14 protein-coding genes are annotated in these 18,198 nt (G+C 38.0%); 8 read left to right on the top strand and 6 right to left on the bottom strand.

Features of this window, described 5'->3' with window-relative positions:
• Positions 1-161: 161 nt before the first annotated feature.
• Positions 162-1,556: a hypothetical protein gene (locus tag ACLJX0_RS02530; protein ID WP_410878106.1), complete on the top strand. Its 1,395-nt coding sequence runs from the start codon at positions 162-164 to the stop codon at positions 1,554-1,556.
• A 312-nt stretch (positions 1,557-1,868) separates the two neighbouring features.
• Here ACLJX0_RS02530 and ACLJX0_RS02535 read toward each other — a convergent pair whose 3' ends face one another.
• The 5 genes from ACLJX0_RS02535 to ACLJX0_RS02555 form a co-directional block, all read right to left on the bottom strand.
• On the bottom strand, positions 1,869-2,150 hold the full coding sequence (locus ACLJX0_RS02535; protein ID WP_410878108.1) for a F0F1 ATP synthase subunit epsilon: 282 nt from the start codon (positions 2,148-2,150) through the stop codon (positions 1,869-1,871).
• Between the two features lie 23 nt (positions 2,151-2,173).
• Complete coding sequence (gene atpD / locus ACLJX0_RS02540) at positions 2,174-3,685, bottom strand: F0F1 ATP synthase subunit beta (RefSeq protein ID WP_410878110.1); 1,512 nt, start codon at positions 3,683-3,685, stop codon at positions 2,174-2,176.
• Between the two features lie 152 nt (positions 3,686-3,837).
• Positions 3,838-5,682 carry a glutamine--fructose-6-phosphate transaminase (isomerizing) gene (gene glmS / locus ACLJX0_RS02545; RefSeq protein WP_410878112.1) on the bottom strand — a complete coding sequence of 615 codons (1,845 nt, stop codon included), beginning with the start codon at positions 5,680-5,682 and terminating at the stop codon, positions 3,838-3,840.
• A gap of 6 nt (positions 5,683-5,688) precedes the next feature.
• Positions 5,689-7,347 carry a DUF4270 domain-containing protein gene (locus ACLJX0_RS02550; RefSeq protein WP_410878114.1) on the bottom strand — a complete coding sequence of 553 codons (1,659 nt, stop codon included), beginning with the start codon at positions 7,345-7,347 and terminating at the stop codon, positions 5,689-5,691.
• Between the two features lie 26 nt (positions 7,348-7,373).
• Entirely contained in the window at positions 7,374-8,177 is an 804-nt protein-coding gene (locus ACLJX0_RS02555) for a glycogen/starch synthase (RefSeq protein ID WP_410878116.1), read from the bottom strand.
• A 109-nt stretch (positions 8,178-8,286) separates the two neighbouring features.
• Here ACLJX0_RS02555 and panC point away from each other — a divergent pair, with 109 nt between their 5' ends.
• From panC to ACLJX0_RS02570, 3 genes are read left to right on the top strand one after another with little or no spacing between them, the layout of a single operon-like run.
• A complete protein-coding gene (gene panC, locus ACLJX0_RS02560; RefSeq protein ID WP_410878118.1) occupies positions 8,287-9,135 on the top strand; it encodes a pantoate--beta-alanine ligase in 849 nt (282 codons plus the stop codon).
• A gap of 11 nt (positions 9,136-9,146) precedes the next feature.
• A complete protein-coding gene (panD, locus tag ACLJX0_RS02565; RefSeq protein WP_002989232.1) occupies positions 9,147-9,497 on the top strand; it encodes an aspartate 1-decarboxylase in 351 nt (116 codons plus the stop codon).
• 8 nt (positions 9,498-9,505) lie between these two features.
• Entirely contained in the window at positions 9,506-10,471 is a 966-nt protein-coding gene (locus ACLJX0_RS02570) for a lysylphosphatidylglycerol synthase transmembrane domain-containing protein (protein WP_410878120.1), read from the top strand.
• Positions 10,472-10,473: 2 nt separating this feature from the next.
• Here ACLJX0_RS02570 and ACLJX0_RS02575 read toward each other — a convergent pair whose 3' ends face one another.
• A complete protein-coding gene (locus ACLJX0_RS02575) occupies positions 10,474-12,825 on the bottom strand; it encodes a TonB-dependent receptor domain-containing protein (protein WP_410878122.1) in 2,352 nt (783 codons plus the stop codon).
• Between the two features lie 64 nt (positions 12,826-12,889).
• Here ACLJX0_RS02575 and ACLJX0_RS02580 point away from each other — a divergent pair, with 64 nt between their 5' ends.
• The 4 genes from ACLJX0_RS02580 to ACLJX0_RS02595 all read left to right on the top strand — a co-directional run bounded on the left by ACLJX0_RS02580 (position 12,890) and on the right by ACLJX0_RS02595 (position 18,166).
• Entirely contained in the window at positions 12,890-14,047 is a 1,158-nt protein-coding gene (locus tag ACLJX0_RS02580; RefSeq protein WP_410878124.1) for a sensor histidine kinase, read from the top strand.
• Positions 14,044-14,772 carry a LytR/AlgR family response regulator transcription factor gene (locus ACLJX0_RS02585; protein WP_410878126.1) on the top strand — a complete coding sequence of 243 codons (729 nt, stop codon included), beginning with the start codon at positions 14,044-14,046 and terminating at the stop codon, positions 14,770-14,772. Before ACLJX0_RS02580 ends, ACLJX0_RS02585 begins: the two co-directional genes overlap by 4 nt.
• A gap of 355 nt (positions 14,773-15,127) precedes the next feature.
• A complete protein-coding gene (gene radA, locus ACLJX0_RS02590) occupies positions 15,128-16,498 on the top strand; it encodes a DNA repair protein RadA (protein ID WP_410878128.1) in 1,371 nt (456 codons plus the stop codon).
• 18 nt (positions 16,499-16,516) lie between these two features.
• Positions 16,517-18,166, top strand: a complete 1,650-nt coding sequence (locus tag ACLJX0_RS02595; protein ID WP_410878130.1) for a DUF4139 domain-containing protein — start codon at positions 16,517-16,519, stop codon at positions 18,164-18,166.
• The last annotated feature ends 32 nt before the right edge of the window (positions 18,167-18,198 follow it).

Here is an 18,198-nt window from a genome sequence, read left to right on the forward strand (position 1 = left end):
AAAAGGATGCTATTTTTCTGTTTTTATTCACGTACCGTTTTTAGGGGCCTCGTGCATTTATTGTATTGTATTTCAGATTTTTAAGTTATTTTTGTTTGGTGGTATTGGATTTATTTGTACTTTCGCAGGCAATTTTACTAACAAAATTTAAACAAATATTTATGAGAAAATTATTACTATTTTTTATGATGGCTAGTTTAGCGGTACTGGGTACGGCTTGTAGTAGCGATGACAGCAAAGGAGGAAGTAACAAGGAATTAGCGCTTTTCTCTGACGCTGATGAAGATGGAATCTACCAAGGAACAGCAGTTGAATTTACTGTGATGGCAGAAGCAAATGGGGATGTTGTTGAGGTTGAAGAAGGCGTGAGTTTCTACGTGGACGGGAAGGAAGTTACAAATCCCTATACATTTACGGAACTTGGCGAGTTCAAAGTGGTGGCAAAGAAAAAAGGATACAAAGATAGTAATACCTTGATTATTAAAGTAGTTGAAGGATATATTGTAGGGCCTGAGGATAAAGGGAAATTAACGATTAGTGTTGTTGGGGGAGTAACAGAGGTAGAAGTTGACGATGAAGTTAAGTTTGAAGTGAAAGATGAAGAAGGAATTAATATTACAACTGCATCAATTGAGTTGTCTGATGGTTTGCAGGTTGGGTATCGTTGGACCCCTTCAGCACCAGGTACTTATAAAGCATTTGCTTTTAAGAATGGATATGAAAAAAGTGAAGGAGTTATTATAACGGTAAAAGAGAAAGTAGAAAAAAAATTAGTTTTAGCTTTAGAAGGAAATCCCAATGAACTATATGTAAATGAAAGATTCCGTTTGACAATTAAAGACGGACAAGGAGCAGCTGTTTCGAATGCGATTTTGTATAAAAATGAAATGCCTACTGCGATGACCTCTGTAAATGGAGTGTTTGATGTAACGTTGGATGCTGTTGGTACGTATGCGTTAAAAGCTGTTCAAGAGGGTGTGGAAAGTAATGGGGTAAATGTTACGGTGAAGCAAAAGCAAGTAGTGGCTAATAGTTTTAGTTTTCTTGGACGTACGTATAATATTGCACAAAGTACGTTGTTCTTTTCAGGTATTGTAGCTATAGATGAAAATGAGACTGTATTTGCTGCTTCTTGGCAAGTGGAAGCTGCTGAAGCTGGTGGTAAGATCGCTATTGTTATGTTTTTAACAGCTGCTACTCATAATGGGAATGGAGATTTTAGCTATCAGAGACCAGGCCCTACGAATACGGTTCCTTATTTAGCAGGAGTGGTTCAAGGTGAAAGTACATTAGGTTTTGCAGAAGATAATATTGATTTTGCATTTAGTGCTACAACTTCTAATGGTTTGGTGTATGTGGGACGATATGACGCTGCTGCTGCAGATATGGGAGGAGCACCTTTTAGCATGAATTTCAATGGATCAACGAATTTTGTAAATGATAGTTCTCAAGGAATTAGAGGCGCAGTTTCAGCGAAAGCTGGACAAGGAAATCTTCCGGTAAATGCAGGTCGTATGGTGAAAAAAACAAATACACTTCGTGCGTTAAGTAGATAACGAATAAATGAAACTTTTTTATTGGTAAGAAAGTGTATTAAAAATTGAAAATAGGGGACTTCGGTCCCCTATTTTGTTTGTAGGTAAGACGAAAAGGAATGTTTGTGCTGTAGGGCGTTTGGTTTTGTAGATATAGCGCATTAAAGGAGCTGTAAAGCGAATGCTTTATTCTTTAGCAAGGTTGCTCTATTTTTTTTGAGATAGGTGTTTAAATGCGAGATAAAGGATAGATTAAGGTGAAATAAGTAGTGTGTAAAAGAAAAAGCCCGATTCATTCGAATGAATCGGGCTTTTTTTATGTGGTATAGCGATTTAGTTCGCTAAAATGATAATCTTGTTGTCACTTAATTCAACTGTTCCCATCGTAATAGGCAGGTGGTAGGTATCGTTACTCACTTTCACGAATTTTGAATTAAATGGTTCTGCAATAGAAATGTTAGTTCCTGTAAACTTCACGTTACCCTTTGTCAATAAAGAAACAATAGCCGCGTGATTGTTTAACATTTGAAACTCACCATTAACACCTGGAACCGATACAGAAGTAACTTCTCCAGCAAATAAGGTAGCTTCCGGTGATACAATTTCTAATCTCATAATAGTTCTGTTTTAAGTGATGATTAAACTTCAGCAAGCATTTTCTCTCCAGCTACAATCGCTTCTTCGATTGAACCTTTCAAGTTGAAAGCTGCTTCTGGTAAATGGTCTAATTCACCATCAATAATCATATTGAACCCTTTGATTGTATCTTTGATGTCTACAAGAACACCTGGGATACCTGTAAATTGCTCAGCAACGTGGAACGGTTGAGATAGGAAACGTTGAACACGACGTGCTCTGTGTACCGCTAGTTTATCTTCTTCAGATAACTCTTCCATACCTAAGATTGCGATGATATCTTGTAGTTCTTTGTATTTTTGTAAGATTTCTTTCACACGTTGTGCACAAGCATAGTGTTCTTTTCCTAAAATTTCTGGAGATAAGATACGAGAAGTAGAATCCAATGGGTCTACTGCAGGGTAAATACCTAACTCAGCAATTTTACGAGACAATACAGTTGTAGCATCTAAGTGGGCGAATGTTGTAGCTGGCGCCGGGTCAGTTAAGTCATCCGCAGGTACATAAACCGCTTGAACCGAAGTAATAGATCCTTTTGTAGTTGAAGTAATACGCTCTTGCATCGCACCCATTTCTGTTGCTAATGTCGGTTGGTATCCTACTGCAGATGGCATACGACCTAATAAAGCCGATACTTCAGATCCTGCTTGTGTAAAACGGAAGATGTTGTCAACGAAGAAAAGAACGTCTTTTCCTTGGTCGTCTCCAGCACCATCACGGAAGAATTCCGCAATTGTTAATCCTGATAAAGCAACACGTGCACGTGCTCCTGGTGGCTCATTCATCTGACCGAATAAGAATGTACATTTAGACTCTTTCATTAACTCACGGTCTACTTTTGATAAATCCCATCCGCCATTTTCCATAGAGTGCATGAAATCGTCTCCGTATTTAATAATACCTGACTCTAACATCTCACGAAGTAAGTCATTTCCTTCACGTGTACGCTCTCCAACTCCTGCGAATACAGAAAGTCCACCGTGACCTTTTGCGATATTGTTAATTAACTCTTGAATCAATACTGTTTTACCTACTCCAGCTCCACCGAATAATCCAATTTTACCTCCTTTTGCATAAGGCTCAATTAAGTCGATTACTTTAATTCCTGTGAATAATACTTCTGTAGAAGTAGATAAGTCTTCGAATTTTGGTGCAGGTCTGTGGATTGGTAATCCGTTAGCTCCTGCTTTTGGTAAGTTTCCAAGACCGTCAATAGCGTCTCCCACAACATTAAACAATCGACCAAATACCTCTTTTCCAATTGGAACTTGGATAGGAGATCCTGTAGCAGCTACTGCGTAACCTCTACTTAATCCGTCTGTTGAGTCCATTGAAATTGTACGAACTGTATCTTCTCCAATGTGTGATTGTACTTCAAGTACTAATTTAGAACCATCTGGTTTAGTGATTTCTAATGAATCATAAATTTTTGGAAGTTCGGCGTTCTCAGTGTTGAAGACTACGTCAACTACTGGTCCGATAACTTGCGCAACTTTTCCTGTAACTTTAGACATTGCTTATGTATTTATTTAACAGCTATTTACGTTTAGTGAAAAAAACTACTTTTTCAGAGTGCAAAGATAGTTTTTTTCTCTTAATATGAAAATGATTAAAAATTTATTTATATATAAAAAATGCGAGCCCAATAAGGAATCGCATTTTGTATTTATTCAACCGTCACCGACTTCGCTAAATTACGAGGCTGGTCCACGTTACAATCTCTTAAAACGGCAATGTGATACGATAGTAATTGCAAGGGAATTGTCGTTAAAATTGGCGTCAATGCTTCTGAAATACCTGGCACTTCAATCACGTGATCCGCTAATGCTCTTACTTGTTTGTCGCCTTTTGTCACCACTGCAATGATTTTTCCACGGCGAGCTTTGATTTCTTGGATGTTACTAACCACTTTGTCATAGTGCATTTGATCAGGCGCAATAACAATAACAGGCATATGTTCATCAATCAAGGCAATAGGGCCGTGCTTCATCTCTGCTGCAGGATAGCCTTCAGCGTGAATGTATGATATTTCTTTTAGTTTTAAAGCACCTTCTAGAGCTACAGGATAGTTGTATCCTCTTCCTAGATATAAACAGTTTGTCGCTTGTTTATAGACTTCGGCAATTTTTAAAACTTCTTCGTTTTGTACTAAAGCTTCTTTTACACGCTCTGGAATCAATTCTAATTCACGTAAGTATTTCAAATACTCCGAATGAGATAAGGTTCCTTTTGACTTTGCTAAACGCAAAGCAATTAACGTAAGTACTGTAATTTGCGTCGTAAATGCTTTGGTTGAAGCTACTCCAATTTCCGGTCCTGCATGGGTATAAGCACCTGCATGTGTTTCTCTAGAAATGGATGACCCTACTACGTTACATACACCAAAGACAAAGGCTCCTTTGGTTTTCGCTAATTTAATTGCAGCTAATGTATCAGCGGTTTCACCCGATTGTGAGATGGCAATAATGACATCATCACTGCTGATAATTGGATTTCTATATCTGAATTCAGAGGCATATTCTACTTCAACAGGAATTCTTGCGAATTCTTCAATGATGTATTCCGCTACTAATCCAGCATGCCAAGAAGTTCCACAAGCCACAATAATGATGCGTTTGGCATTGAGGAATTTATCCAAGTTGTCTTCAATTCCAGCCATCTTAATCAATCCTTGGTCAGCCAGTAAACGCCCTCTAAAGGTATCGCGAATGACATCTGGTTGCTCGTAGATCTCTTTTAACATGAAGTGATCATATCCGTTTTTCTCTATTTGCTCTAAGTTTAATTGCAATTCTTGTGCATAGTGATTAACCAAAGAGTCATCTTTGATTTTTCGAATACTTAGAGGCTTGTGTAAGCGGATAATTGCCATTTCTTCATCTTCAAGATAAATGGCATTATTGGTGTATTCAATAAATGGAGAAGCATCGGAGGTGATGAAATATTCGTTCTCTCCAATTCCAATAGCTAAGGGGCTTCCTAAACGAGCCGCAATAATTTCATTGGGTTTCTTGATGTCCATTACTGCAATTGCATAAGCTCCAATCACTTGGTTTAATGCAATTTGAACGGCTTTTCCTAGTTTTACTTTTTGCGTTTTTTGAACGTCCTCTATCAGGTTAATCAATACTTCTGTATCGGTTTCTGATTGAAACGTATAGCCGCGTTTGATTAATTCTTGTTTTAGCGAATCATAATTCTCAATAATACCATTGTGAATTAGAACTAATTCACCTGAATTGGAAAAATGAGGATGTGAGTTTACGTCGTTTGGTACACCGTGGGTTGCCCAACGCGTGTGACCAATTCCAATCGTTCCTTTCTTTATAGCATCTGTAGCTTTTTCTTCTAAATCAGCTACTTTACCTTTTGTTTTGCAAAGATTAATCGTTTCTCCATCAAAAACAGCCAATCCAGCGCTGTCATACCCACGATATTCTAGTCTAGTTAGTCCTTTGATGATTACTGGATATGCATCTCTATGACCTATGTATCCAACGATTCCACACATAAATAATTAGTTTTTAGTTTTAGTATAAAATATTTGCAGTGTCATTTTTTTGTCTGAGCTAGTATTCGTTCCGTAAACTACGGTACCCATCGGATAGATGGCTGATAGTGTAGGTACATAGGTTACATTTTCAGGTGTGTTGGGTATTTCAGTTTTTAATTTACTGTTTATTCCTTTAGTTACGGTATTCAATAAGGCATCGTTGTAATTATAGGTCGCTGCAATAGCCAGCTTAGGACTTTTTAATTCTTTGCTTTTTAACATGGCGCGGATGTATTCCGTAACTCTAAATTTGTAGAAGTCTCCTTTTATGGCATTAGCTTCACTTGCAGCTTGATAAATCCCTCCATACAGTAATTTACTGTAGTCTGCGTTGGCTGTATTGTCATTTAAGAAATCAGAAATAGGCGTGCCATTATCGTAATTATACAAGTATAAACGCTGTGGAATTTGATTCTTATTCATGGCGGATTGATCTACATGAACGGTTAAAATAGCGTCATTAATTAAATATTCTTTTTCTTTTAATGCTTTTAATTCTTCAAAATCATTTGCGCTAAATAAATTAATGACTGCTACGTTTCCTTCGCTTCCCTTGATGTATAAGAATGAATCTCCGTTAATTTTATCTCCTTCTTGGTTGTGGGTATTTCCTTCGGTTGTTGTTAAACTCACGTTGATATGAGAATCAAAAGAAGTTCCCCCATCTTGTACTGCTTCTTTGGTAAAAGGTAGGGTAACACCAACACGTTGGATTTTTTTTATCTTTTCTCCTTCACTATTAGTTTCCTCAGTCTCTTGGTGGTACTTAATCACCATTTTACCTTGAGCCATATTCAGTAAACCTACGATTCCTGTTGAACTATTTCCTGTCGCTTTGAAATATAAGCCGCGGAAGTAATTTTTAAACTGTGATTGATCTTTTAAAAGATCCTTATCATCTACGAATTTTTTGAAATAATCCTTGTCTAAATCTAGCCATACACCTGGAGCCAATCGTTCTGCTTCAACGGGTTTATTCGTATTTTCATCATAAACCATGTTTCCATTTTCGTCTCTTTTGTAGATGATAATGTTTTTCTTGGTGAAGGTGAACTCGTTATTCTGTTTGATGTCCGCTGAATTATTCAAAACCGTTGGTTTTTTGAACTGTTCAAATTGCGGTTGTGCGTCAGAAAAATAAGTCAAATCTTTTCCTGTTCCTGGATTAACATCGTTGAGATAGTACCCGTTTTCGTAAACTTCTAATTTGAAACTTCCTTCGCCTGTTACGTTTTGTAATTTATACCAGGTAATTTCATCTTCTACTTTGTCATATTGTGAATAGTAGGGAATATAAACATAGACAGAGTCGATGACTGCATTGCTTTTCATCAAGTCAAAAGAAGTTGATGCGGACAATACTTGCGTTACGAAACTGTTGTTTGTACGACCAAATTCGCCGTTATCAATCGAACCAAAAGGAACGTTGGGTAAATTTTTGGTACTTAACGCGCCATAAGGTTGCGTATAAGCTTTTATATCTTGAACTTGATAGGTATCAATGTTTAAATTGTTATCTCCGATAATATCTCCTCCAACTTCGCTGAAATCTTTGTCACAGGATTGTAAACTTGCGATACTAGCTAAGATTACGAATGTCTTTATGATGTTTTTATAATTCATCTACTAAATCGATATATGCGTTAGTATTATAAAAATTGGTTGTAAAAAGTAGTATAAGCCTCTGCAAAAGCTTCTTTAGTAGCGTAAGGTAAGAAAGGTTTATTAGAAGATTCTATATATTTTGTTAAATCTGAAGGGATGTTCGCTGACGCAAGAATCACACCGTCTGAATTTTTTATAGCATTAACCATGATGTTCTGGTAGGTTGCTTTTTCAAAATCTGCAATATCTTCTTTTGGCAAGTTGTCAAAAGCCACTTTGTTGTGCATGGATGCGCTTAAAGTGCCTTCAAAACCTTCTTCAAATATAGAGGTAACGATTTTTGTGTCTGCAAAAATAGCTTCGTCTTTATAGTAATTTTTTAAATAGGTAGGCAATAAGGATGCCATCCAACCTTGTACGTGGATGATATCAGGAACCCAATTTAATTTCTTAATGGTTTCAATCACACCTTTGGTAAAGAAAATCGCTCGTTCGTCATTGTCAGGGTATAAAACCCCATCTTCATCCGAAAAGGTTGATTTTCGTTTAAAGTATTCATCATTATCAATGAAGTACACTTGAATTCGCTCTTTGGGGATAGAAGCCACTTTGATAATCAAAGGCATATCCATATCATTGACCACGAGATTCATCCCTGATAGGCGGATTACTTCATGTAATTGATGTCTTCGTTCATTGATGCTACCGTATTTCGGCATAAAAATTCTTATTTGGCCTCCCTGTTCATTAATCATTTTAGGCGCATCATAAGACATTAATGAGACTTCATTTTCTGCTAAATAAGGTACCACTTCCGATGATACGTACAATATCCTCTTATCTTTCATCTTCAAAAATAGTTTCTGTTGAAATAAATAAAACTGTGCAAATTTACGAAATTTTATGGAGTTATTTCGCGAATTAACTAATTTTGCCATTATTTAAAACGCGAAGCAAATGTTTCTTTTTCATACAAAAGTCGAATTACAAGCTTATTTAGAGACTTTTCATCAGGCAAACCAAACCATTGGTTTAGTGCCTACAATGGGGGCTATACACCGTGGACACCTTTCTTTGATGGAGCAATCCTTACAAGAAAATGGCTGTACCGTTGTGAGTATTTTTGTTAACCCTACTCAGTTCAATAATGCCGAAGATTTGGCTAAATATCCTCGTACTTTAGAACGAGATTTAGCAATTATCCGCTCATTATCAGACCAAATCGTCGTTTTTTCGCCTGCTGTAGAAGAAATGTATACCGGTGAAACGGTAGCTAAAAAGTTCGATTTTGATGGTTTAGAATTCGAAATGGAAGGAGCACAACGTCCTGGACATTTTGATGGAGTGGGAACAATCGTAAAGAAACTTTTTGAGCTAGTAGAACCTACTAAAGCTTATTTTGGAGAGAAGGATTTTCAACAATTGCAAATCATTCGAAAATTAGTGGAAAAAGAACAGTTGAAGGTGACAATTGTTGGAGTTCCGATCTTTCGCGCAGCGGATGGCTTGGCAATGAGCTCTAGAAATGAGCGAATTTCGGCGGATGGATTGCATCAATCCACCTTTTTATATCAGGTTTTAAAACAGGCACAGGAGTTGTTCAAAACGGATTCAATTGAAAAAGTTAATCAATTTGTTGAGTCTCAATTTAAAAATAATTCTACCTTTGACCTCGAATACTTTACAATTGCCGATGAGGAAACGCTAAAGGTGGCTACAGTAAAACAAGTTGGACATCACTACCGCGGGTTCTTGGTTGCTCACATTGAAGGGGTTCGATTAATTGACAATTTATCTTTTAACTAAACTATCGCGACATGCAAGTTGAAGTAGTAAAATCAAAAATCCATCGTGTCACCGTAACAGGTGCCGATTTACACTATATTGGCAGTATTACCATAGACGAAGCACTATTGGAAGCTGCGAATATGATTGAAGGTGAAAAAGTTTCTATTGTGAATATCAACAATGGAGAACGCTTTGAAACATACGCTATTCCCGGTCCTCGAAATAGTGGGGAAATTACCCTAAATGGACCCGCTGCTCGTAAGGTGCACCAAGGGGATATCGTGATTATTATTTCCTATGGAATAATGGATTTTGAGGAGGCTAAAACATTTAGACCGTCTATTGTTTTTCCCAATGAAGAGAACAATAGCTTAACTTAGTTAACATATTGAAGAAGACCGTTACTAAACTAGTATCTATCATACTCCCACTTGCGTTGGGAGTTTTTTTAGTTTATTACGCGTTTGCTCAATTCACAAAAGAGCAGATTGGAGAGATGATGATGCATTTTAAAGATGCAGATTACAGCTATATTATCCTCGCTTCGATCTGTTCTGTTATAAGTTTATGGGCGCGTGCCTATCGTTGGAATTACGCGCTGAAGTACATGGGATATCGAGCCTCTACGACCACTAACTTTATGGCCATTAATATTGGCTATCTCATGAATCTTACCGTACCTCGATCGGGAGAAGTCTCTCGAGCTTTGGTCCTTCAAAAATATCAACAAATCCCTTTTGATAAGAGCTTTGGCAGTATTGTGTCTGAACGCGTTGTCGATTTAATCTGCTTATTACTTTGTGTTTTTACAGCTTTGGTTTTGCAATATGACGTGCTCAAGGATTTCTTGTTGCAATACGTCCCCGTGGAGCAATTGGCTTGGGTGGGAGTACTGACTATACTAGGCTTTGTAGTTCTGGTTTTGGTGTTTGTCTATGTGACATGGAAACCCATTGCTTTTATAAAGCGCAAGTTAAAAGGACTTGTAGAAGGCGTCAAGAGCATTTTTAAAATGCCTACTAAATTGCCGTTTTTGTTTTTTACACTTGTAATTTGGTTGGGATACATTGCCACGTTTTACTTTGGTACTCTAGCACTAGCAGAAACAAGTATATTGACTTTTCCTATGCTGATGTCGGCTTTTGTTGCGGGTAGTTTTGCGGTATCCTTTACCAATGGCGGCTTCGGTGCTTTTCCTTTGCTATTAGCAGAATTACTCGTGCTGTATCACATTTCACCTGTTGCAGGAACCGCCTTTGGCTGGATGTTATGGACGACTCAAACGGCTATTGTAGTCGTGTTAGGTGCCTTGTCTTTCTTCTTCCTGCCACTATATCACACAAGAAGAAAGTAGAATTACAATCGTTCTAGTTCTTCTTCGTATGCATTGACTCTTTGTTTTACTTTTAAGCCGCTATTTCCCAATTTATAATGGGCTGAAAAGCGAACGGAACGATTGTCCCAATGGTTTTGAAAGCGTTGCATCGCTTCTGTAGTCTCTTTATAGGTAGAATATACGCTGTTTAATACATTGCTCAATTGAAGGGATAGTTCTAATTTTTTATTCAATAAAAGACATTTTACGTTTAGGTTTAGATCCGCATAAGCCTTGGAATGGAAGTTGTCGGACACGCCTTTAAAGCTTTGGGTGTAATTGAATCCAGCGAATAGCGTTTGAGCCGCATTCAAAATAAAATCATTGGAGGTTGAAAAGTAAGCAGCTGTTCCTTTTACTCGTGCTTCATTGTCCAAAACAGGAAGCGCAGAAGAATAGGTCAAGGTGAATTCATTTGCACTGTTCCACCACGAAGTGGGTTTAAAATAAATGCTCTCGGATAGTCCGATTTCTTTTACCTCTACATAGTTCATCCAAATGTAATTGTAGTGTTTCGTTTCTGCATTAATCTGAGAAACTTGTGAAATACCGTCTTTCAAATGGCTGTAATACAACTTAGATTCTACTTTTTTATAGGTGTATATTAACTCTAAATTTGAGGTATACGCCGGCTTTAAAAACGGATTTCCTTCGTGATAACTATAGGCATTATAGGTAGAACGCGTCGGATTTAAACTCTCAAAATTTGGTCGATTAATTCGTTTAGCATAGTTGAATCCCAAGGTTTGGTCTTCTTTTATTTGATAGTTGATGTATAGCGTAGGGAAGAACTTGACATAGTCATTTCGGTTGGTTTGATTTAGGGCAGAGGCATATCCTTTAGTTTGGGTGGCTTCTACTCGTAAACCCGCTTGAAGGGTCAAGGCATCGAACCATGTTTTGGTTCCTGATACATAAACCGCCTGATTGTTTTCGCGGTAATCAAATTGATTATGTTGTACTCCACTAGAAAGAATCGAGCTGTAAATACCTAATTTGTTTTTTGTCTGTGAAGTCGCAATTTTAGCGCCTACAGTAAAAGTAAACGTTGAAAAAGGTAGGTCTAGATCTAATTTTCCAATGTAATTCTCAATGGTGTTTTGATTGTCATTGCCTCCTTTGAGAAAACTGTTGGGGATGTTTTGGTACAAGGGATCGAGTGTCTCGGAAGTGAAATTGCGATAACTCGGCTGATCACTACTGATATAATCTAAATCTAAGGTCAATTTTTTTCCCACGGTATCGAGTTTAATTTCATTGAAATAGGATAGAATAAAGCGATTGGATTTGGATTGCTCTTCGGAGTCTTCGGTAATATAAGAATGAAGTGCTCTGGATTGGAAACGCTTGGTTTCTCCCTCCATAGTTCCCCTGAAATCATAGTTGTTTTTGGCGAATTTAATTCCCATTTCCCAATTTTTGTTCCATTGGTAGGAGAGGTCTAAATTGAGGTTGTAGTACTTGTTTTTCCCATCTGTGGTTGCTCGGCTTTCCCAAGTTTCATCAGTATAGAATAAGTCATTGCTCCATGTTCGGAGAAAACGCGCATCGCCAAAATTAGCTGTTGCTTTGGCTTTCCATCTTTTGTGGTTCAAATTGAATCCTGCATGGTAGCGTAGGGTGTTGCGCTTGCTGCGTTGATAGGTAGAACTTAGGGCTGCATTCCAGGTGTCCTTGGGTGTTTTTTTGGTTATAATATTGATAATACCACTATTGCCCTCCGCTTCATATTTGGCAGGAGGTGTGGTAATGACTTCAATGCTTTTTATATCGGAACTACTAACGCTTTCTAAATAACGCAGAAGTTCATCACCGGATAAATACGTAGGGCGATCGTCAAGTAGGACGAAGACCTGATTTTTACCGATAATCGAAATACCAGAAGGAGATACACGAACGCCAGGCGTGACCTTTAAGGCCTCTAATACATTGCCTCCTGAGCCTACTACAGCAGCCTCCAAATTAAAAACCAAACGATCAATTTTTCGTTCTACTAAACGCTTTTGAGCGATAATTTGTACTTCTTCTAAGCGTTTTGAACCTTCAAGAACAATTTTGCCTAGGTCGCGATCGTGTTTGAGGTCGAGATCCACTTGATAGACTTCTTGGTTGTATTGATATAGCGCCAACTGATACAAAGCAGGAGCTACAGAAAGGGTAAATGCTCCCTGTTCTTGGGTGTACGTTTGAAAAACGGCTTGAGAACCCTTGTTCGTTAGGCGAATTTCAGTGAATTCAGTCGGTTGTTCTCCGTCGTAAATCTGGCCTTTTACTTGAACGGTTTGACCAAATGAAAAAAGAGAAATCAAAAAAAAGAGAAAGGTGTATTTCATGATTATTTGTTTGAAACAAAGATGCGAAAGCATCCGTATTTCGATTCTTTTTTTAGACCAACGCATGTTTTTTTCCGATGATTCGTTGGTCGGATATTTGGGGGCGTTGGTCGAAGAATGGCAATTGACTTTAATTTTAGGCGTACCTTTAATGCGTCTTTTTAGCAACAAAATCATGACGAAGAAGCAAATTTGTATCATACATATCCTCTTTTGGATTGTTTTTATCATTCGCACATCGACGCGTTTTAACTACGATAGCCTACAATTTGAATTGGCTTTTGGAGGAGTGGAATCAGAGGCCAAAGTATTTCAATACTATCCGCTGGTATTTACGCTGTTGAGTGCCGCTGTTTTTTACTTTAATTATGGCTATGTCATTCCTAAATTTATCGGAGCTAAAAAATTTGGGCGTATCGTATTTGGGGTAGTCTTGATTTATTCGGTTTTTATTGGATTGCGCTATTTTGTTGAAGAATACCTTTTACAGCTGCTGTACAATGTCACGAACTACAGCCCAATCTTGCCCACTTCTTTTTATATCGTTGATAACCTGTATTTTGCTAGTCTTTGTATTGTCCCTTCCATTACGATTTGGTTCATTGTGCAGTTTGTTCAATCGCAAAAGGAAAAAACAGAAGCTTTAGCCCTGAAAACAGAAGCGGAAATCAACTTTTTAAAATCTCAAGTGAACCCGCATTTTATTTTCAATACGATGAATAATATTTACTATTTGGTCTATCAAAAATCGGATTTAGCCTTGCCAGCGATTGAAAAACTGAGCCAACTGATGCGGTATGTTACCTATGAAAGCCAACAGCAAACGGTGTCTTTGGCGGCTGAAATTGAGTATATCGAAAGCTATATTGAACTGGAGTGTATGCGCATTCAAGGGGAGAAATACATTCAGGTAGAAAAAAATATCAAACAGGATCAGGTGCGAATTCCTCCACTCTTGTTGTTGCCCTTTGTGGAGAATACTTTTAAACACGGTGTTGTGACAGATTCCACCCACCCTTTTATCTTGACGATTATACAAAAGAACACCACCTTGATTTTTGAAACGAAGAATAAAATCAATACCTATCAAAAAGACAAACAACAGGGAATCGGTATCGAAAATATACAAAAGCGATTGGCGTTGCATTTTCCTGAACGACACAGCTTGACCATTACACAAACGGAAACTTCTTACTTTTGTAACTTAACGATTGAATTATGAATCCTATCCGCTGTTTTATCCTAGATGACGAGCCTCTGGCCCTTTCATTGTTAACGGAATACACTAAAAAAATACCGCAATTAAAGCTTATTGGAACAAGTACTTCTGCTTTTGACGCATTGAAAACACTGGAAGAAGAAGCAATTGATTTGCTGTTTATCGATATTCAAATGCCAGAGCTAACAGGACTACAAATCATGGATATTCTTGGAGATCGAACCAAGTATATTGTGACTTCAGCCTATAGTGAATACGCGTTAAAAGGGTATGAATATCAGGTGTTGGATTATTTGCTCAAACCCATTTCGTTTGAGCGTTTTTACAAGAGTATTCAAAAGGCCAAAGATTATTTTCAGTCGATTGAACCATCACTAGTTCCTCCTGTTTTAGCTCCTAACACCAAAGAAGAGACGGATTTTTTATTTGTGAAAACCGATGGTAAGTTGGTCAAATTATTTTTGAAAGACTTGTGTTTTGTTGAAGGATTGAAAGACTATTTGTGTTTACACCTCAAAACGGAAAAATTGATTATTTTGGATACGTTTCTCGAATTAGAAAAGAAATTGCCACAAGAAGCGTTTATGCGAGTACATCGATCCTATGTGGTACGCTTGGATCAGATTGATACCATTGAGCGCAATCGCTTGTTTATAGGAGAGGCGATTATTCCTATTGGAAAAACCTATGAACAACAGTTTCAGGAGTGGATTCGGAAGTACCAATAAATAGGATAATCTTCTACTTTAACATAGTAGAAAAGAATAGAGTAGGACAAAGTTGTAGACCCATAGGATTGGTTTACAACTTTTTTTTGTGTTTTTCACGACGGCTTGGAAGGCGTTTTGTTTAAGAATGGTTCGAGGTTGGTTCGAGTATGCGTCAAGAGTTGTTCGACAAAAAGTTGTTTTTCCCTTGTAAACTCGGAGGATAGTTGGAGGGGTGTCGAAGGATTGTCTATTGATTGTGCTCGAATAATCTTTTAATTTAACAGTTTCGTCGGATGAATCCTTACCAAAGGGGAATTCATATTTGCGCTTTTAGTCGTAGATTTGATATTTAGTAATTTAAGAATACGGTTGTATGGCAAAAGTTAAGACTGCTTTTTTCTGTCAAAGTTGTGGGGCTCAAACGCCCAAATGGATGGGACAATGTCCCACGTGTAAGGAGTGGAATACTTTGGTAGAAGAAGTAATCCAAAAAGAAGAGAAAACAGCATGGAAGGCGGTTAGTACAGCTGCTTCCACGACCAAGCGCATGGCAAAACCCTTGCGTGTGTGTGAGATTGACAGTGCAGAAGAGATTCGCATGAATACGCTGGACGGAGAATTGAATCGCGTTTTAGGAGGAGGTCTTGTACCTGGGTCGATGGTACTACTTGGAGGAGAACCGGGAATTGGAAAAAGTACCTTGCTCTTGCAAATCTCCCTGCGCTTGCCGTATAAAGTACTCTATGTTTCTGGAGAAGAAAGTCAGAAGCAAATTAAGATGCGTGCCGAACGCATCAACCCTAATAATGAAAATTGTTATATTTTAACGGAAACCAATACCCAAAATATCTTTCGTCAAATAGAAGAAATTCAACCCGATGTGTTGATTATTGATTCGATTCAAACCCTGCATACGGATTATATTGAGTCGTCTGCGGGCACCGTGTCTCAGATTAAAGAAACCACGGCGGAGTTAACTAAGTTTGCTAAAGAAACAGGAACGCCAGTCTTGATTATTGGACATATTACCAAAGATGGAAGCATTGCCGGACCGAAGATGTTAGAGCATATGGTGGACACCGTTTTGCAGTTTGAAGGGGATCGCAATCATGTGTATCGCATTTTACGCGCCAATAAAAACCGCTTTGGATCAACAGCCGAATTGGGTATTTACGAAATGCAAGGCAGTGGATTGCGCGAAGTGTCCAATCCATCCGAAATTTTAATTTCACATAAAGATGAGGAGCTGTCGGGAACGGCTATTGCAGCAACCTTAGAGGGGATGCGTCCGCTCATGGTGGAAGTGCAATCGTTGGTGAGTACAGCCGTTTATGGAACGCCTCAACGCAGTGCAACAGGTTATAACCTCAAGCGATTGAATATGTTGTTGGCGGTATTGGAAAAACGAGCGGGTTTCCGTTTGGGGCAAAAAGACGTTTTCTTAAATATTACAGGGGGAATCACAGTAGATGATCCTGCCATTGATTTAGGTGTTGTTGCAGCGATTTTATCATCCGATCAGGATATCTCCATCCAAAAAGGAGTAACCTTTGCTGGAGAGGTTGGGCTTTCGGGGGAAATTCGACCAATCAACCGCGTAGATCAACGCATTCAAGAAGCCGAAAAATTGGGTTTTTCGGAAATACTCGTTTCCAAATACAACAAGATTACCTACCATGGAACAGGTATTAAAGTGATTGTAGTAACGAAAATCGAAGATGTTGTGGAACATCTCTTTGGATAAAAAATAAAAAAAAGAAGCATGAGAAAAGGAATTGTTTTAGCTATGGCATTCAGCGCTGTGGCAGTGTGGGCACAAAAACCCGTCTATACCAAAGCGAATTTAGAAAGCGCTCGCGTATATTACGATGGGGCAGAATTAACGCAAAATGCAGCGATTAATCTACCGAAAGGACTCTCCGAAGTAGTTATTACCAACATTTCGGATCAGTTGATGGAAAACACCATCAAAGTAGGTTCGATTAATGACGTAACGGTCATGTCGGTGCAGTTTTCCAATGCCTATATTGAAGAGTATGACAATGTGAATAATTCACCTTTGATGAAACCCCTGCGCGATAGTATTGCTGTAGCAGAACGCAAATTAGATCAACTTGTTAATTCGATTAATGCAGATATACAAACCATTCAATTGTTGGATGATACGAGTTCAAGTGAATCATTTAAGAATTTTGGATTTACAGATGTAACGAAATGGGTGGACTATTATGGAAAAAAACGTCAAGAAGTTCAAAATACTTTATTCCTAAAGAAAAAAGAAAAGGCTGTGATTGAAGCCAAATGGAATGATTTGAAAGGGCAATTAACCATCGGAGGTGACAAGACTGATCGCGTAAGTAAAGGAAAGTTGATTGTACAAGTGATGAGTGGAAAAGAAGGGAATATTCCCTTGAAGATAAACTATGCGACCAATAGAGCACAATGGGTTCCATCCTATGATTTGCGTATCGAAAAAATCAATGCACCAATCAAGATGATGTATAAAGCTGATGTAGTTCAAACCTCTGGGCTTGATTGGCGTAACGTAGAGCTCAGTTTAACTTCAGGTAAATTGAATCAACATCATCAAATGCCGAAGTTTACGACTTGGTTTGTTTCTTATCAAGAAGCTATTCCTATTGTCGCTGAATATACATCCAGTGCAAATTATAGCTTAGACGTGTCTCGTATGATAGAAGGGAAGGCAGCTGGTGTAACTATTGGAGCAAAAAGAAATAGAGATCAGGTCTCCTATGAAGATAGACAAACACTCGCCGAATATACCACTGTAAGCGAAAGTGAGCTGAATATAACCTTTGATATTGCTATTCCGTATTCGATTATGAGTAATGGCAAACGCCACAGCGTGGACTTGAATACGTTTGATATTAGGGGAGAATACAAGTTCTATGCTGCACCAAAACTAGATGCCAATGCCTATTTAGTGGCAGAAATCAAAGATTATGGTCAACACAATTTATTATCGGGACAAGCGAATGTGATTTATGACGGAATGAACATCGGACAGACGTATTTATCGACGGAGAACACAGAAGAAAAATTGCGTTTAAATATTGGTAAAGACCCTAATATTTCGGTTAGTCGTACGTTGATTTCAGATAAATCAGGTACGAAAACGTTATCGTCTAAAAAAGAGCAAACCTTTACGTATGAGATTACAATTAAAAATAATAAAAAAGAAGCAATCGCTGTTCAGGTAGAAGACCAATACCCAATTAGTAGGGATAATTCTATTGAGATTACGTTGAACGAATCACCAAAAGGGAAAGTGGATGAGGAGAAAGGATTAGTGACATGGGAAGTTCACTTACAACCCAATGAAGTAAAAAAAGTACGCATGAGTTATACCATCAAGTATAGTAAAGATAAAAATTTAGAACTAGCCTATTAAGTAGGACGAAATAAAAAAGCCTTGTAATTGCA

The sequence above is a fragment of the Myroides sp. DW712 genome (assembly GCF_046557355.1).
Taxonomy (GTDB): Bacteria; Bacteroidota; Bacteroidia; order Flavobacteriales; family Flavobacteriaceae; genus Flavobacterium.

Coding starts and splice junctions, on each gene's coding strand:
- glmS (WP_410878112.1), bottom strand. CDS start 5,682: ATGTGTGGAATCGTTGGATACATAGGTCATAGAGATGCATATCCAGTA.
- panD (WP_002989232.1), top strand. CDS start 9,147: ATGCAAGTTGAAGTAGTAAAATCAAAAATCCATCGTGTCACCGTAACA.
- radA (WP_410878128.1), top strand. CDS start 15,128: ATGGCAAAAGTTAAGACTGCTTTTTTCTGTCAAAGTTGTGGGGCTCAA.
- ACLJX0_RS02555 (WP_410878116.1), bottom strand. CDS start 8,177: ATGAAAGATAAGAGGATATTGTACGTATCATCGGAAGTGGTACCTTAT.
- ACLJX0_RS02550 (WP_410878114.1), bottom strand. CDS start 7,347: ATGAATTATAAAAACATCATAAAGACATTCGTAATCTTAGCTAGTATC.
- ACLJX0_RS02595 (WP_410878130.1), top strand. CDS start 16,517: ATGAGAAAAGGAATTGTTTTAGCTATGGCATTCAGCGCTGTGGCAGTG.
- ACLJX0_RS02580 (WP_410878124.1), top strand. CDS start 12,890: ATGTTTTTTTCCGATGATTCGTTGGTCGGATATTTGGGGGCGTTGGTC.
- ACLJX0_RS02530 (WP_410878106.1), top strand. CDS start 162: ATGAGAAAATTATTACTATTTTTTATGATGGCTAGTTTAGCGGTACTG.
- ACLJX0_RS02535 (WP_410878108.1), bottom strand. CDS start 2,150: ATGAGATTAGAAATTGTATCACCGGAAGCTACCTTATTTGCTGGAGAA.
- ACLJX0_RS02585 (WP_410878126.1), top strand. CDS start 14,044: ATGAATCCTATCCGCTGTTTTATCCTAGATGACGAGCCTCTGGCCCTT.
- panC (WP_410878118.1), top strand. CDS start 8,287: ATGTTTCTTTTTCATACAAAAGTCGAATTACAAGCTTATTTAGAGACT.
- ACLJX0_RS02575 (WP_410878122.1), bottom strand. CDS start 12,825: ATGAAATACACCTTTCTCTTTTTTTTGATTTCTCTTTTTTCATTTGGT.
- atpD (WP_410878110.1), bottom strand. CDS start 3,685: ATGTCTAAAGTTACAGGAAAAGTTGCGCAAGTTATCGGACCAGTAGTT.